Consider the following 334-nt stretch of genomic DNA (forward strand, 5'->3'; position numbering starts at 1 on the left):
CGGGTCGACTGTCCATCCCCCGCGCGGAGTCTGGTCCGTTACCGGCCAGCGCAGGCTCGGCGGCGGGGCAGTCTTGGCGGGCGCATTGTAGGCCATGAAATTCTGGGCGCCCGGCAATCCGAGTGCGCGGGCAAGCCGTGTAAGGGCCTGAAATTCGTCCGGATCACCGTAGCGCGCCTGATAGACCAGCGCATCGGATGCGGCCTCGCGCCGGTTCAGTTCGTTGAGCATGACGGCCTGCCGTGCCGCCGGTTCGTCCGATAGAAGCTGCCAGTCCTGCGCGGTCAGGTCCGGGCGGGTGTGATCGCCGGGCAGGGTCTGGCCCAACTGCTCG

1 pseudogene is annotated in these 334 nt (G+C 68.3%); it reads right to left on the reverse strand.

The annotated features are described in order from the left end of the window. Positions 1-334 (reverse strand): annotated as a pseudogene (locus A3736_RS17305) (lytic transglycosylase domain-containing protein); the annotation flags it as partial.

Origin of the sequence: Erythrobacter sp. HI0063, from assembly GCF_001635685.1 — a bacterium.
Lineage (GTDB): Bacteria > Pseudomonadota > Alphaproteobacteria > Sphingomonadales > Sphingomonadaceae > Qipengyuania.